At 67.6% G+C, this 14224-nt stretch carries 11 protein-coding genes; 3 read left to right on the top strand and 8 right to left on the bottom strand.

The genetic code is table 11. The annotated features are described in order from the left end of the window. Positions 1 to 94 precede the first annotated feature (94 nt). Together smrA and VG556_RS05675 are read right to left on the bottom strand one after the other, a co-directional pair. Positions 95 to 1927: a multidrug efflux ABC transporter SmrA gene (smrA, locus tag VG556_RS05680; protein ID WP_032956816.1), complete on the bottom strand. Its 1833-nt coding sequence runs from the start codon at positions 1925 to 1927 to the stop codon at positions 95 to 97. 156 nt (positions 1928 to 2083) lie between these two features. Beyond that, on the bottom strand, positions 2084 to 3646 hold the full coding sequence (locus VG556_RS05675; protein ID WP_100449668.1) for a serine hydrolase: 1563 nt from the start codon (positions 3644 to 3646) through the stop codon (positions 2084 to 2086). Positions 3647 to 3756: 110 nt separating this feature from the next. Between VG556_RS05675 and VG556_RS05670 the strand changes: the two genes are divergently transcribed. Beyond that, positions 3757 to 4200 carry a VOC family protein gene (locus VG556_RS05670; protein WP_032956811.1) on the top strand — a complete coding sequence of 148 codons (444 nt, stop codon included), beginning with the start codon at positions 3757 to 3759 and terminating at the stop codon, positions 4198 to 4200. Further along, complete coding sequence (locus VG556_RS05665; protein ID WP_032956808.1) at positions 4197 to 5072, top strand: DUF72 domain-containing protein; 876 nt, start codon at positions 4197 to 4199, stop codon at positions 5070 to 5072. Before VG556_RS05670 ends, VG556_RS05665 begins: the two co-directional genes overlap by 4 nt. Here the strand turns inward: VG556_RS05665 and VG556_RS05660 are convergent. Continuing rightward, entirely contained in the window at positions 4993 to 5607 is a 615-nt protein-coding gene (locus VG556_RS05660) for a Pr6Pr family membrane protein (RefSeq protein WP_032956806.1), read from the bottom strand. The genes VG556_RS05665 and VG556_RS05660 overlap by 80 nt on opposite strands. A gap of 79 nt (positions 5608 to 5686) precedes the next feature. Between VG556_RS05660 and VG556_RS05655 the strand changes: the two genes are divergently transcribed. Continuing rightward, complete coding sequence (locus VG556_RS05655; protein ID WP_014646470.1) at positions 5687 to 6634, top strand: DMT family transporter; 948 nt, start codon at positions 5687 to 5689, stop codon at positions 6632 to 6634. A 30-nt stretch (positions 6635 to 6664) separates the two neighbouring features. Here VG556_RS05655 and VG556_RS05650 read toward each other — a convergent pair whose 3' ends face one another. The 5 genes from VG556_RS05650 to VG556_RS05630 all read right to left on the bottom strand — a co-directional run bounded on the left by VG556_RS05650 (position 6665) and on the right by VG556_RS05630 (position 14137). Next, positions 6665 to 7825: an AAA family ATPase gene (locus tag VG556_RS05650; RefSeq protein WP_100449667.1), complete on the bottom strand. Its 1161-nt coding sequence runs from the start codon at positions 7823 to 7825 to the stop codon at positions 6665 to 6667. Positions 7826 to 7967: 142 nt separating this feature from the next. Further along, positions 7968 to 9038 carry a sensor domain-containing diguanylate cyclase gene (locus VG556_RS05645; RefSeq protein ID WP_014646468.1) on the bottom strand — a complete coding sequence of 357 codons (1071 nt, stop codon included), beginning with the start codon at positions 9036 to 9038 and terminating at the stop codon, positions 7968 to 7970. Between the two features lie 144 nt (positions 9039 to 9182). Then, positions 9183 to 9905, bottom strand: coding sequence for a pseudouridine synthase (locus tag VG556_RS05640; protein ID WP_014646467.1), 723 nt, complete (start codon positions 9903 to 9905; stop codon positions 9183 to 9185). A 34-nt stretch (positions 9906 to 9939) separates the two neighbouring features. Next, positions 9940 to 11604, bottom strand: coding sequence for a sensor domain-containing diguanylate cyclase (locus tag VG556_RS05635; RefSeq protein WP_032956800.1), 1665 nt, complete (start codon positions 11602 to 11604; stop codon positions 9940 to 9942). A 109-nt stretch (positions 11605 to 11713) separates the two neighbouring features. Further along, complete coding sequence (locus tag VG556_RS05630; RefSeq protein ID WP_111144304.1) at positions 11714 to 14137, bottom strand: putative bifunctional diguanylate cyclase/phosphodiesterase; 2424 nt, start codon at positions 14135 to 14137, stop codon at positions 11714 to 11716. Positions 14138 to 14224: the final 87 nt, after the last annotated feature.

Genomic DNA, 14224 nt, shown 5'->3' with positions numbered 1-14224 from the left:
CAGAGCCCTTTCCTGCGGAAAGGGATCCGACCCCAAGGCATACCTGGCCAGGGTCGGATCCTGCTCGCAGAGAAGGCTCCGACCCCGAAAGCAATCATTGATCGGCGGCCACAAAACCACCGGTCTGTCGCGCCCACAAGCGCGCGTACAGACCACCGGCGGCGATCAGTTCGGCGTGGCTGCCGGTCTCGACGATGCGGCCCTGGTCCATCACCACCAGCCGGTCCATGCGTGCGATGGTCGACAGCCGGTGCGCGATCGCGATCACCGTCTTGCCGCCCATCAGCTCATCCAGGCTGTCCTGGATCGCCGCTTCCACTTCCGAGTCCAGCGCCGAGGTCGCTTCGTCCAGCACCAGGATCGGGGCGTCCTTCAGCAGCACGCGGGCAATGGCGATGCGCTGGCGCTGGCCACCTGACAGCTTCACGCCACGCTCGCCGACATGTGCGTCGTAACCACGACGCCCCTGCCCATCCACCAGCGTGTCGATGAAGGCTTCGGCACGCGCCTTGGCCACCGCAGCGCGCAACTGCTCATCGGTCGCGTCCGGACGACCGTACAGCAGGTTGTCGCGGATCGAGCGATGCAGCAGCGAGGTGTCCTGGGTGACCACGCCGATCTGCTGGCGCAGACTTTCCTGAGTGACGTAGGCAATGTCCTGGTCGTCGATCAGGATGCGGCCGCTTTCCAGGTCGTACAGGCGCAGCAGCACGTTGACCAGGGTCGACTTGCCGGCACCGGAAGGACCCACCAGGCCGATCTTCTCGCCCGGCTTCACCACCAGGTCCAGGCCTGCGATCACGCCACCCTTCTTGCCATAGTGGAAGTGGATGTCCTGGAAGTGCACGCCACCGCGGGTCACCTGCAACGGCACCGCGTCCTCGCGGTCCTGCACGGTCAGCGGCTGGGCGATGGTGGTGATGCCGTCCTGCACCGTACCGATGTCCTCGAAGATGCCATTGATGGTCCACATGATCCAGCCGGACATGTTGTGGATGCGGATCACCAGGCCGGTCGCCAGCGTGATCGCACCGACGGTGATGTGGCCGCCATTCCACAACCACAGCGCGAGCCCGCAGGTACCGGCAATCAGGAAACCGTTGACGATGGCGATGGTCAGGTCCATGCCGGTGGTCACCCGGGTCTGCGCACGGTGCTTGACCGCCAGTTCCTGGATCGATTCGGCCACATAGGCCTGCTCGCGCCCGCCATGGGCGAACAGCTTCAACGTGGGAATGTTGGTGTAGCCATCGACGATGCGGCCCATCGCCTTGGAACGCGCTTCGGACGCAATCCAGGCGCGTTCCTTCGCGCGCGGCACGAAGTAGACCATGATCACCGCATAGGCCAGCAGCCACAGGATCAGCGGCACCATCAGCCGCCAGTCCGCCTGCGCGAACAGGTACAGCGCGGTGCCGGTGTAGACCACGATGTACCAGAGCGAGTCGACCATCTGCACCGCCGACTCGCGCAGCGAGGTACCGGTCTGCATCACCCGGTTGGCGACGCTGCCGGCGAAGTCATTCTGGAAGAAGCTCAGGCTCTGCCGCACCACGTAGTTGTGCATCAGCCAGCGCGAGCGGTTGCTCAGGCCGGGCACGATCGCCTGGTTGACCAGCAGGTTGTGCAGGCCGACCAGGATCGGCCGCGCGATGACCGTGATGAACAGCATCCAGCCCAGTTCATTGGCATGGCGCTTGAAGAAATCGGCCCCCGGTTGCTCGGCGACCATGTCGACGATGCGGCCCAGGTAATCGAACATCGCCACTTCCACCAGCGCCAGCAGCAGGCCGGCGATCAGGGTCGCCAGCAGCACCGGCCACACCGGGCGCAGGTAGTGCAGGTAGAACGGCAGCACCTTGCGCGGTGGCATGCGCCCATCCACGGGCGGGAACACCGGGATCAGGGATTCAAACCAACGGAACATCGCACTCCCTCGCCTCTTGCAAGCGGCGAAGTATCCCACGCCGGATGTGTACGCCAGCCGATGATCGCCGCGGCTCCGGTAGTGCCGGCCGCTGGCCGGCACCCTTGCGGCATTTCGGAAGATCATGAGGTTGCCGGCCAGCGGCCGGCACTACCTTCATTCGTTGACCGGGGTGAACAGCAGGTCCTGGAAATCGAAGCTGAAATCAGTCAGGTCGGAGATCGACTGCATGCGCACCTCGCGCACCTTGCCGTCCGGGTCCAGGCTGAAGTTCACGAACGCATCGGCGTTGAGCGAGCGGTCATCCCAGCGCACGATGAAGGTGTCGTGCTGCCAGTGCTCCAGGCGGCCGCTCAGCTGCGCGGTCTTCATGAAGCGCAGGCGCAGGCCCTTGCCTGCGGCACTGACCTGCATCTCGCCATACCAGCGGTCGCGGAACGTGCCGGTGTAGCCGGCCAGCGGCAGCGACGGCCTGCTGCCCTTGTCGCGCGCGCTCTGATGCTTGGCCCAGGCCTCGTCGGCCTTGTCCTGGCCCTTGGCCACGGCCTTGGCATAGGCGTCCACCCAGTCGTGCTTGTCGCCGCCCAGATAGGCATCAAGCACGCTCAGGGTGATCGCGTTGAACGCCGCGCCCACTTCCTGGTTGGTCAGCACCACCACGCCCAGCTTCTCGCCCGGCACCAGGGTCAAGCGCGAGACCATGCCCGGCCAGCCACCGGTGTGCCAGACCAGTTTCCGGCCGCGATAGTCACTCAGGCTCCAGCCTTCGCCATAGCCGGCAAAGTTGGCCCGTGCCGGTGCCAGCTCCGGCACGCTCGGCGCCGGGATCGACTGCGGGGTGATCATCCGCCACATCTGCTGCTGGCTCTTTTCGCTGAACAGCGCAGTGCCGTCGGCCAGCTTGCCTTCGGCCAGCTGCACCTGCATCCAGCGCGCCATGTCGTGCGCACTGGAATAAATGCCACCGGCGCCGGCATTGTTCGACCAGGTCAGCGGTGCGACGGTGCGCAGGTCCTTGAAATCGTACTTGGCGTGGCCGACCGCCGCCGTGTCACCTGGCTTCAGGTGGTCGGCGTTGTAGCGCGTGCCGGCCATGCCCACCTTGTCGAAGATGCGGGTCTGCAGGAACTGCTGGTAGCTCACGCCCGAGACGTGCTCGATCACCTGCTGGGCGACCGCGTACAGGATGTTGTCGTAGGCATAGCTTTCGCGGAAGCCGCCCTTCAGCGGCACCTTGCCCAGCCGCTGCACCACTTCGGCGTTGCTGTAGGACGTGGTTGGCCAGAACAGCAGGTCACCGGCGCCCAGGCTCAGGCCGCTGCGATGCGACAGCAGGTCGCGGATCGTCATCTGCCCGGTCACGAACGGGTCGGACATGCGGAACGACGGCAGGTGGTCGATCACCTTGTCGTCCATCTTCAACTTGCCCTCTTCCGCCAGCAGGTTCAGCGAGGTGGCCGTGAACGCCTTGGTGTTGGACGCAATGGCAAACAGCGTATCGGCCTGCACCGGTTCCGGCTTGCCCTGCTCGCGCACGCCCCAGCCGCGCTCCAGCACCACCTCGCCATCCTTGACCACCGCTACGGCAATGCCGGGCACGTCGAACTGCGCGCGCACGCGCTCGACGGTCGCATCCAGGTCCTGCAGCGGCGGCGGGGTCGCCGCGCTCGCCATGGTCGTGCACGCCAGCAGCACGGCTCCTCCGATCCAGGGTTTCATCCAGCACGATCTCCGAACAGGGGTGGCGGCCATGTGCAGGCCGTCACCGGGGTTTCGCGGGATGGTAACGTCCGGCGGCGCATCCTGCCCTGTGCCATAGGAGGGGTGTCATGGGCGAGAACGGCCAACCCAGCAGCGGCTCCACGATCATTCCGTGCCTGCGCTATCGCGACGCGCAGGCCGCCATCGACTGGCTGCAGCGCGCCTTCGGCTTCCATGCCCAGGCCGTCTACGCCGATGGCGATACGGTCTTCCATGCGCAGCTCACCTTCGGCAGCGGCATGATCATGCTGGGCTCGGCCAGCAACCAGAGTGCGTGGAGCAAACACGCTGCCCTGCCTGACGAGGTCGGCGGACGCCAGACCCAGAGCGCCTGCGTGATCGTCACCGATGCCGATGCGCACTACGCGCGGGCCAAGGCCGCCGGTGCCCGCATCATCATCGACATCGCCGACCAGGACTATGGCGGACGCGGCTACGCCTGCGCCGACCCGGAAGGCTACCTGTGGTGGTTCGGCAGCTACGACCCGTGGCGCACGGACCACGGCCAGTGACCACGGCCGGCAGGCAGGCAGAGATCCGCTGCGGCATCGGCGGCTGGGTGTTTCCCGAATGGCGCGGCGGTGTGTTCTATCCAGCAGGCCTGCCGCAGCGGGAGGAACTGGCCCACGCCAGCCGCGCCCTGCGCTGCATCGAGATCAACGGCACGTTCTACCGCACGCCAACTGCGGCCCAGTGCGCGCAATGGGCTGCGCAGACACCCGACGGTTTCCGCTTCTCGATGAAGGCGCCGCGCTACCTGGTGCAGCGACGCGACCTGTCCAGCACCGTGGAAGCGGCCACACCGTTCCTGCAGGCGGCACTGGCGCTCGGTGACCGGCTCGGCCCATTGCTGTGGCAGTTCGATCCGCGCCACCCGGCCGACGCCGATGCACTGGAGGCGCTGATGGCACAGCTGCCTAAGCAGCTGGACGGGGTGCCGCTGCAGCATGCGCTGGAGGTCCGCAACGCCGAGGCACATGGCCCGGCACTGGTCGACGCCGCCCGCCGCCATGGCGTGGCGCTGGTGATCGAGGACAGCGACGAGGCGCCATTGCACGGTGATGTCAGTGCCGGCTTCGTCTATGCGCGGATCAAGCGCAGCCAGGCCCGCTTGAACGAGGGCCTGCCGGCGCCCGTGCAGCAACGCTGGGCCGAACGCGCACGCCGCTGGTCACGCGGTGAACCAGTGGATGACCTGCCCTGCCTGGCCGGGCCCGCTGCGGAGGCCCCGCGCGAGGTCTACCTGCTGTGCATCGGCGCAGGCAAAGCGCGCAACCCGGCGGCAGCGATGGCCCTGCAGCGCCTCATCGACAGCGCCAGCGGTCCAGCCCCCACAGCAGGGTCCACCCCACCACGAACACGCTCGCAACGCGCAGCACGTTGAGCAGGAACGCCGCCAGCCCCAGGCGTTGCAGTTCGAGGAACGGATACGGCGCCTGTCCTGTCACTTCGGCCACCAGCATCGCCCAGCCCAGGTACACCAGCGGTACCAGCAGCACCCCGCCCAGTGCGCGCCAGCGCAGCGCGCCATGCGGCAGCAGCCACCACCACCCCAGCAGGTACAGCGCCGGCACAGCGTAGTGCAGGCCGGCATCGACCCACCATTGCAGCCCGGTGGGTTGCCACAGCCCCTGCAACGCCAGCACGTAGATGCACGCGGTCACCCCGATGCACAACGCGATCGCCGCGGCGACAGTCGCGTTCAGCACACCCGCACGGATCAGCCGGACGCATCCCAGGCACACCGCCAGGTTGCTGAGAATCGTGAAGTAACCAACGAAGCGCAGCGTCGCCATGCCGACCCCGGCAGCCGCCCCGGGGCCATGCAGCAGCAACAGGTATTGCAGCAGCAACGAGGTGGCCGCCATCAGTGCAGTCAGCGCTGCCCATGCACGCTGGGCGGAACGGTTGGCAGCCATTGCGGGGTTCCCCTGGCGAGTTTCCGCGAGCATGCCACAGGCATCGCCGGCGGCCGTGCGATTGCCGCACAATAGGCGGATGAGCACACCCGACACCCGCAAAGCGTTGTGGCAGATTCACTTCTGTGTCCTGCTGTGGGGCGTCACCGCCATCCTCGGCAAGCTGATCACCCTGCCCGCACTGCCGCTGGTGTGGTGGCGCATGCTGCTGGTGACGGCGATGCTGGCGCTGCTGCCGCGGGTCTGGCGTGGACTGCGTACGCTGCCAGTGCGGCTGGTGGCCGGTTATGCCGGCATCGGCGCCCTGGTCGCCCTGCACTGGCTGACGTTCTACGGTGCGGTAAAGCTGGCCAATGCGTCGGTGGCCGCCACCTGCATCGCGCTGGCGCCGGTGTTCACCTCGATCATCGAACCGTGGGTGGCCAAGCGGCCATTCCAGCTGCGTGAACTGGCGTTCGGCCTGGCGGTGCTGCCGGGTGTCGCGCTGGTGGTCGGTGGCGTGCCCGACGGCATGCGCCTGGGTGTGCTGATCGGCGCGATCTCGGCGCTGCTGGTGGCAGTGTTCGGCTCGCTCAACAAGCGCATGGTCAGCCACGCAGATCCGCTCACGGTCACCGCGCTGGAGCTGGGTGCGGGCACCCTCACCCTGACCCTGCTGGCGCCGCTGATGCCCTACCTGCTGCCTGCGCTGGCCAGCCCGTTGTGGGTGGTCCCGGACCTGCACGACGGCATCCTGCTGCTGGTGCTGGCCGGGTTCTGCACGCTGCTGCCGTTTGCCCTGGCCCTGGTCGCACTGCGCCACCTGAGTGCCTACACGGTGCAGCTGGTGACCAACCTGGAGCCGGTCTATGCGGTGGTGCTGGCGGTGGTGCTGCTGCGCGAGCAGCACGAAGTCACCCCGTGGTTCTACCTCGGCGTGGCGATCATCGTAGGCGCCGTGTTCCTGCATCCGCTGCTGAACCGCCGCAAGCCGGTGCAGCATCCGGAGATTCTTGGCACGGCCGAGGCGCGCAACATCGCCGATTGAGTGCATCCACGCATGGCGTGGATGGCCGCATCAACGCTGCGGCCAATGCCAGGCCGGCGCATCCAGCAGGCCCTGCCCGCTCAACAGCGTGCGGCCCTGTTCCTTGTACAGATGCAGCGAATGGCACCCTGGCGCCTGTTCCAGCGCCGCGATCAGCCGGCTGGCATGTGACACCACCCATACCTGGCTGCGCGCACTGGCTGCGATGATCAGCCGCGCCAGCGCCGGCAGCAAGTCCGGATGCAGGCTGGTCTCCGGCTCGTTGAGCACCAGCAGCGGCGGTGGACGCGGCGTGTGCAGCGCAGCGGCCAGCAGCAGGAAGCGCAACGTGCCGTCGGACAGTTCGGCCAACGACAAGGGCCGCAGCAGCCCAGGCTGGTGGAAACGCAGCGCCAAGCGTCCATCCAGCTCCTCGAAGCCGACCGTGGCGCCCGGGAATGCATCGTCGACGCTGCGTGCCAACGCCACCGGGTCACCGATCTCGAGGATGGTGACCCAGGCCGCCGCCAGATCCCGGCCGTCGTGATGCAGCACCGGCGTGCGCGTGGCCATCGCCGGTTGCCGCGCCGGGGCATCGGCATCACTGCGGAAATGATCGTAGAAGCGCCAACGCCGGATGTACTCGCGCAGGGCGATGGTTTCCGGCAGGCGCTGCGGATCGCCGACCTGGGTGAACAGGCTGTCGAACAGCGACAACCTGTCATCCACCAGATCCCAGCCGCGCGCATGGCGTTGCCGCACCATCGCTCCACGACGGTCGACCAGCAGGTTGGCGCTGCGCAGGAACGGGCCGGCCCAGATCGCCTCGGCCTTGATCTGCGGGTCCAGTGCGAAGGCCGATCGACTGGGCGGCGGGTAGCCCAGATCGATGGCGTAGCCGAATTCGTCAGTGGCGAAGCCCAGCTTCAATCCCACCGATTCCTGGCGTGGGCCGCCCTGCAGGGGGATTTCGCCGGCAGCAACCCGACGGTCCATCTTTTCCGGACCCGCCCACAGCGCCGAGCCCAGCCCGCCTTCGCGGGCCAGCACCGCCGCGACGCCGCCCTGCGCGGTCTCTGCCAGCAGGCGCAGGGCACGGTACAGGCTGGACTTGCCACTGCCGTTGTCACCGGTCACCACGTTCAACTGCTGCAACGGCAGTACGAGCCCGTGCAGCGAACGATAGTGGGCGATGGCCAGGGTCTGCAGCATGGTCGGCGTCCGGGGAACCAGGGGATCATGCTGCCCGGTTCTGATCGCAGGAGCTGCGACGCGATGTGAATCGGTGACAGCATCCACGCATCGTATTGATCTACTGGAGCGGCATCCGTTTACCGCGCGGGTGGCAGATGCTTCAGCCGGCCACTTCCACCCGGTTGCGGCCATTGCCCTTGGCCCGGTACAGCGCCTTGTCGGCACGTGCCAGCGTGTCATCCACGCTTTCACCGGGCTGGTGCTGGGCCACTCCAATACTGATCGTGACCGGGAATCCCAGCGGCAGATCAGCCACGGCCAGGCGCAGGAACTCGCACTGCAGTTCGGCGGTGCGCAGGTCGGTAGCCGGCATCACCGCCACGAATTCCTCGCCGCCATAGCGCGCGGCCATGCCGCGACCGGCGAAATGCGAACGCAGCAGCACGCCCAGTTCGGCCAGCACGCGGTCACCGGTGGCGTGGCCCTGGAAATCATTGATGTGCTTGAAATGGTCGATGTCCAGCAGCGCGACGCAGGCCACCCCGGGCTGGTCTCCGTTCACCGCCACCGCCTCTTCCAGCGCTGCCGCCATCGCACGGCGGTTCGGCAGGCCGGTCAACGCGTCGGTGCGGCTCTGTTCGGCCAGGTCGGCATTCTGCGCGAGCAGTACGTCCTGGTACTCAGACAGCAGTCGCTCGTAGTCATCGCGCTCCAGCATGTGTTTCTGGATGTCGAGCGCGAAGCGGCGCAGTTCCATCACCAGCATCACCTGCCGCGACAGCGCCGCCAGCGCTTCAGCCTTGTCGCTGGCCAGGTGCTGTGGCTGCGCATCGAATACGCACAGCGTGCCCAGCGGCAGGCCATCGGAGCTGATCAGCGGCGCGCCCGCATAGAAGCGGATGTGCGGATCGCCCACCACCACCGGATTGTCGTGGAAGCGGATGTCCTGCAACGCGTCCTCGACCACCATGACCTGCTGCGGTTGCAGGATCGCGTGGCCGCACATCGATTCGCTGCGCAGGTTTTCTGCCGCATCGATGCCCTGGATCGACTTGAACCATTGCCGCTCGACGTCGATCAGGGTCACCGCCGCCATCGAGGTGCCGCAGACCGCCTTGGCGATCACCACCAGGTCGTCGAAGGATTTTTCACGCTCCGAATCGAGGATACGGTAGCGGTACAGCGCCTCAAGCCGAAGGGCTTCATTGGCAGGCTTGTCGGGCTTGATCATGCAGCGTCACGTTCCGGCAGGTCACCGCGAAGTCTAGCTGGTGCCGGTGCGTAATCCGCACAACGGGTAGTGCCGGCCGCTGGCCGGCATCCCACGCTCATTGGATGCCTGGTGCAGCCGGCCAGCGGCCGGCACTACCGCGCGTTACCAGTCCAGCTGCCTCGGCAGCAGGCCCTGCAGCTCCTGCTCGGTCAGGTTGCGCCACTGGCCCGGCTTCAGCGCACCGATCTTGATGTTGTCGATGCGCACGCGACGCAACTGGGTCACCCGATAGCCGAACTCGGCCGCCATCAGGCGGATCTGTCGGTTCAGGCCCTGCTGCAGGGTGATGCGGAAACCGAACTTGGCGATGCGCGAGGTCTTGCACGGCAGCGTCATCTGGTCGTGGATGCGAACGCCACGGGCCATGCCACGCAGGAACTCGTCGGTGACCGGCTTGTTCACCGCCACCAGGTACTCCTTCTGGTGGCCATTCTCGGCGCGCAGGATCTGGTTGACGATGTCGCCGTTGCTGGTCATCAGGATCAGGCCTTCGGACTCCTTGTCCAGGCGGCCGATCGGGAAGATGCGCTGTTCATGGCCGACGAAGTCGACGATGTTGCCCTTGACCGAGGTCTCGGTCGTGCAGGTGACGCCGACCGGCTTGTTCAGCGCGATGTAGACATGGCGGCGGGCACCGGGCTTGCGGGCCACGCGCGCGCGCAGCGGCTGGCCGTCGACCAGCACCTGGTCTTCCTCGCCCACCACCGCGCCGGTGCCGGCCGGATGGCCGTTGACGGTGACCCGGCGGGCGGCGATCAGGCGATCGGCCTCGCGGCGGGAGCAGAAGCCGGTGTCGGCGATATGTTTGTTGAGTCGGGTGGTCATCGCCCTATTATCCGGCATCCCCGCCCGCTGCGCTTCATGCCGGGGGCGGCGGATCGAGTTCTTCGCCGTCGAATACCCGGTTGCGGCCGGCACGCTTGGCCACGTACATGGCGTGGTCGGCCCGGCGCAGCAGCGCGGCGAGATCGTCCTCGCCCGGCCGCCACTGCGCCAGGCCGATGCTGGCGGTGACCTCCAGACCGGGCACCTGCAGCGCCCGGGCCGCCTCGGTGAGGTGCTGGCGCAGGCGATCCAGGCGCGCCGATGCCGCCTCGCGCGGCATGCCCGGCATCAGCAGCAGAAACTCTTCGCCGCCCATCCGCACCACCTGGTCCTGGCTGCGGACCGCGGCACGCAATGCACGTGCCACCGCCACCAGTACCTGGTCACCCACGGCGTGGCCATGGCGGTCATTGATGTCCTTGAACAGGTCGATATCCAGGAAACCGATCACCAGCGGGCCGCGCTCGCGATCGACCCGTTCCAGGTGCCGTGCCAGCTGCTGCAGCCCGGCACGGCGGTTGGGCAGCCCGGTCAGGCCATCGGTCTCGGCCAGCTGGCGAAGTTCATCGCGCTGCTGGCGCAGGCGGCCCAGCCGCTGGTTCAGCGCATAGGCAGCCATCATCAGCAGCCAGGTCACCGACAGTTGCAGTGCCTCCACGCGGTACTCCAGCAACCACGCAGCGCGGCAGGCGTCGGCCAGGATCAACACCAGCATCGGTGCCAGCGCCGCCAACCCCGCCTGCGCCCAGCGGTCGCCGCGCAGCCATGCCCACACCCCGGCCATCAATGCCAGGCCGCAGCCCAGCAGGTAGGACACCTGCAGGACCTGCGCCACCCAGGCCAGGCTGTCCCGCTGCAGCCAGGGCACCCACGCGGCCAGCGCCAGCAATCCCCACAGCGCCAGCAGCTGCATCGGGCGCGATCGCGGCAGCAGGCGGTCGCCGCCGTTCAGTCGCCACAACGCGGGCAGCACCAGCGCCTGGGATGCAGCGGTCAACGACAGCAGCCACCACGCGCTGCGCTCACCCACCGGCAGCCATGGCTCGGGGTAGCCGCTCAGCCCTCCGAGAATGGCCTGCCACAGCACCAGCACGGTGGTACCGGCGATGTAGACCAGGAAACTGCGGTCGCGGGTGGTAAGGAAGGCCATCAGGGCCGACAACGCCAGTGCGATTGCCACGGCAATGCAGGCCGCGCGCACCAGCAGGCGGGCAGTATCGTTCTGCTGCACGGGACTGGGCGCGCCCAGCCGCAGGGTCGGTACCCAGCGCGCCTTCAGCGGCGTCTGCCATGACACCAGGAACGGTTCATGGCTGCCCGCCGGCGGCACCGCGACCAGGCCGATGCCTGCGCGGAACCGGGAATCACGGGTACGGGCATCGTGCATGTTGCCGCAGATTTCGCGATCCCCATGCTGCACGCGGACTTCGCCCGCGAACACATTGAACACGTCCAGTGCCTGCGGCTGGCCCGACCAGCCGCCCGCTGGCGCGGACACCTGCACCTGTTGCCGTGGCCCCGCCAGCATCTCCGGCGTGCATGCGCGATGCGGGGTGGGTTCATCGGTCGCCGCACCGACCAGCAGGTAGTCACGCCCGGCTTCGGCTACGGCCGCCGACAGCGGCCACGGCATTGCCAACCACACCAGCAGCACGACCAGCACCGCTCCCGTTCCGTACTGCCCCTGCCTGCCGCCCACGCCACGTCCTGTTCCTGCTTACGCCCGCGCCCACTGCGCGTCGCCCCTGCCGGGCATTATCGCAGCCGCGGCTGCAGCCCACGTGTAGACCAAAGTCGCCGACGGGCGTTCAGCCAGCGGCGGGCGGACCTTTCACCGCCACCAGGCGCACCGGCCGCAGGTCGGCCAGGGTCATCCGCTCCAGCGGTTGCGGCCGCTCGACCGCATAACCCTGCAGGCCCTGCACCCCAAGCCGGGTCAGCGCGGCGGCGACGTCGGCAGTCTCCACCCATTCGGCCACCACCTCCATCTGCAGCTCGCGCCCCAGTTCACTGATCGCGCGCACGGTGGCATGGCTGACCGGATCGGTATCCATGTCGCGCACGAAGGCCCCGTCGATTTTCAGGATGTCGGCCGGCAGCTGGCGCAGGTAGCCGAACGAGGACAGCCCGGAACCGAAATCGTCCAACGCCATCCGGCAGCCACGCGCCTTCACTGCATCGATGAAAGCACGCGCCTGGCTGAGGTTGCTGATCGCAGCGGTCTCGGTGATCTCGAAGCACAGCTTGGAGGCCAGCGCGCGGTTGCGCTCCAGCAGGTCGCAGACGAAGGCGAGGAAGCCGGGCTCGGCGATCGACTGCGCCGAAACGTTGACATTGCACAGGCCCAGCTGCCGCACGTGTGCCGGGCACACCTGCAGGTGCCGGAACAGCAGGCCAAGCACGTGCCGGTCCAGCGCCACGGCCATGCCATAGCGCTCCACCGCCGGCATGAACTGGCCCGGCAGGTGCAGGCTGCCATCGCTGCCACGCATGCGCACCAGTACCTCGTAGTGCAGGTAGGAGGGATCGCCGACGCGGGCGATGCGCTGCGCATACAACACCATGCGGTTTTCGGCCATGGCCAGGCTGACGCCCTGCAGCCGCTCGGCTTCCTGGCGCCGTTCCTCCAGCGCCATGCGGTTCTCGTTGAAGCAGTGCACGCGGTTGCGGCCGGCCTGCTTGGCCGCATAGCACGCGCTGTCGGCGGCGCTCATCAGCCAGTTCACATCCGGCGCATCGGCGCTGACCTCGACCACGCCGATGCTGCAGCTCAGCTGCGGGCTGCCTTCGCTGACCGGGAACGTCGCCTGCCCCAGGTTGCGGATTACCCGCTGCAGCACGCGCTTGGCCTCGTCCTGCCCGGCATGGGCCAGGAACACGGCGAACTCGTCCGCGCCCAGCCGGCCCACCCAGTCACCATCGCGCACCGCCGCCACCAGGTAGTCGGCGAAGCTGCGCAGCATCTGGTCGCCGGCGGCGTGACCGAAGCTGTCGTTGACCAGCTTGAAATGGTCCAGGTTGATGTAGCACAGCGCGTGCGTGCCACCTTCGCTGCGCACCTGCAGCAGCGCGCGTTCCAGCAGCCGTTCGATCTCGCGGCGATTGATCAGGCCGGCCAGCGGGTCGTGGCTGGCGTGGTGCTCGATCTCGCGCGCCAGTGCATGGTTCTGGCTGACGTCTTCGATGATGGCGAACACCGACAGGCCACCGCCGGTGCTGCGCACGCCGGTGCCGCTCCAGCGGCCCCAGACAAGGCTGCCATCGCGACGGCGGAAGCGCAGTTCGCTCGGGCGCAGCTGGCGGTCCCAATCGATGCGGCCCACCCCATCGATGACCAGCTCGCCGTCCATCAGCAGGTCGCCCAGCGACAGCTGCAGCAGCATGTCACGACGATGGTCGAGGATATCGGCCATCGCCTGGTTGGCCTCGATCACCTTGCCTTCGGCATCGAGCTTGAGCATGCCGACGTTGGCCTGGTAGAACGCCGCGCGGAAACGGCTCTCGTGTTCGGTCAGGTCCTTGCCGACGCGGCGCGCCAGGGCGACCGCCATCAGGCTGATCGCCAGCACCGACAGGCCCGCCACCATCAACGTGGCCAGCCTCACCAGCGTCGCCATCCGCAGCAGCGCCTGCGAGAACGCCTGGCTCTGCACCTTCATCCGCTGGTCCAGGTCACGCAGCTGCTGCAGGTAGTGGTCGCGTGCGGCAACGGGCACCAGGTTGCCGTCGTGCCGCAGCTGCAGTTCATCGATCAGTCGCTGCAGCGCCATCAGGTCGCCATCGGTCTGCCGCCACAACGCGCTCGCTTCGCGGAATGCACCGATGTCGCGCGCGTAGCGGAACGAGAACACCAGGCGTGGGATGTCGGCACGCGCATTGCCGCCCTGCAGGAAGCCCTGCCTGGCCTTCTCCTCGTCCGGTTCGGCCTGTTCCAGCGCCAGTCGCGCCTGCAGATCGCCCAACGGCACCTGCAGGGCCTGGCGTGCGTCGTCCAGGTCCTCGGCATCGCCACGCGCCAGGTAGCGACTGAGTGCGGCGGTGGCATCCTGCTGGCCACGCGACCAGTAGCCCTGGCCGGCGATCCAGGCAGTGGAGGCCGCCTGCAGTTCCTGGATCAGGGCGGACAGTGCGACCAGTCCGATCGCCATGCCGGTCAACAACGCAAATCGCAGTCCCAGCCCCCGGGTCATCGGCACCCGCCGGCTGTGTTGGTCCGTGCCACTCCTACCCATCCCGGATCCCCCTGAATGTGCTGCGGTGACAACCTCCTTAGGAACCGGCTCAGCCTAGGACCGGCAATGTGTGGGCCATGCGAAAAA

Origin of the sequence: Stenotrophomonas sp. CASM106 (assembly GCF_049384825.1) — a bacterium.
In the GTDB taxonomy this organism is placed as follows: Bacteria; Pseudomonadota; Gammaproteobacteria; order Xanthomonadales; family Xanthomonadaceae; genus Stenotrophomonas; species Stenotrophomonas muris.
This window is presented reverse-complemented; position numbering and strand designations above follow the sequence as displayed.

What these genes read in the sequence shown, in the direction of transcription:
- VG556_RS05675 (WP_100449668.1), bottom strand. Translation starts at nt 3,646, where the DNA reads ATGAAACCCTGGATCGGAGGAGCCGTGCTGCTGGCGTGCACGACCATG.
- VG556_RS05645 (WP_014646468.1), bottom strand. Translation starts at nt 9,038, where the DNA reads ATGATCAAGCCCGACAAGCCTGCCAATGAAGCCCTTCGGCTTGAGGCG.
- VG556_RS05640 (WP_014646467.1), bottom strand. Translation starts at nt 9,905, where the DNA reads ATGACCACCCGACTCAACAAACATATCGCCGACACCGGCTTCTGCTCC.
- VG556_RS05655 (WP_014646470.1), top strand. Translation starts at nt 5,687, where the DNA reads ATGAGCACACCCGACACCCGCAAAGCGTTGTGGCAGATTCACTTCTGT.
- VG556_RS05630 (WP_111144304.1), bottom strand. Translation starts at nt 14,137, where the DNA reads ATGGGTAGGAGTGGCACGGACCAACACAGCCGGCGGGTGCCGATGACC.
- VG556_RS05660 (WP_032956806.1), bottom strand. Translation starts at nt 5,607, where the DNA reads ATGGCTGCCAACCGTTCCGCCCAGCGTGCATGGGCAGCGCTGACTGCA.
- smrA (WP_032956816.1), bottom strand. Translation starts at nt 1,927, where the DNA reads ATGTTCCGTTGGTTTGAATCCCTGATCCCGGTGTTCCCGCCCGTGGAT.
- VG556_RS05670 (WP_032956811.1), top strand. Translation starts at nt 3,757, where the DNA reads ATGGGCGAGAACGGCCAACCCAGCAGCGGCTCCACGATCATTCCGTGC.
- VG556_RS05650 (WP_100449667.1), bottom strand. Translation starts at nt 7,825, where the DNA reads ATGCTGCAGACCCTGGCCATCGCCCACTATCGTTCGCTGCACGGGCTC.